This is a genomic window from Heyndrickxia camelliae, assembly GCF_002844575.1.
Taxonomy (GTDB): domain Bacteria; phylum Bacillota; class Bacilli; order Bacillales; family Bacillaceae_C; genus Margalitia; species Margalitia camelliae.
This window is the reverse complement of the sequence record NZ_PIQO01000070.1, coordinates 1-689: the sequence shown is the minus strand read 5'-3', so window position 1 is coordinate 689 and position 689 is coordinate 1. Positions and strand designations below refer to the sequence as shown.

1 protein-coding gene and 1 pseudogene are annotated in these 689 nt (G+C 36.9%); both read right to left on the bottom strand.

What is annotated here, in order from left to right:
* Nucleotides 1–130 (bottom strand): annotated as a pseudogene (locus CWO92_RS24950) (ABC transporter permease); the annotation flags it as partial.
* Between the two features lie 17 nt (nucleotides 131–147).
* The coding region (locus CWO92_RS24945) for an ATP-binding cassette domain-containing protein (RefSeq protein WP_133120624.1) at nucleotides 148–689 on the bottom strand (542 nt) is incomplete at its 5' end.

The window sequence follows — 689 nt, the reverse complement described above, 5'->3', positions numbered from 1 at the left end:
TTGGGTTACTTGCCAGTTGTCCCGTTAAAGCATCCCCTGGCATTGCTTTTGCCAGTGCAAAGATTAAAATACTTAAAATAAACAACTGAGGGATCATGATTAAAACTCTTCGCAATATAAATTTCAACATTTTCTACATTCCCCTCCCTATGGTAGTGCAACTGAGTGTGTGTCAGAAACAGGTTTTAGTTTATGCACTTTTCCCTCATCGTCAAAATATTTATCATACGAATTTTGATACTCTGCATTCACTTCCCTGCGAAATTCTGACTGTCTTTCTCTGTTTTCAGGATTGATATCAGGAATAGCAGAAATTAAACGTTTAGTATAAATATGTTGTGGATTAGAATAGATATCCTTGCTTGTTCCTTCTTCTACAAATTGACCTCGGAACATGATTCCAATACGGTCACACATATGCTGAATGATACCTAAATCATGGCTGATAAATAAGTACGTTAAATTAAATTCCTTTTGGATATCCTGCATAAAGTTCAATACTTGAGCTTGTACAGAAACGTCCAACGCAGAGACAGGTTCATCCGCAATGATTAATTTCGGTTTTAACGTAAGCGCTCTCGCAATCCCAATACGCTGACGTTGTCCACCTGAGAATTCATGTGGATACTTATAAATCGATTCTGCGTTTAAGCCAACCTTTTCAATATAGTACGCCACTTTATCTTTTT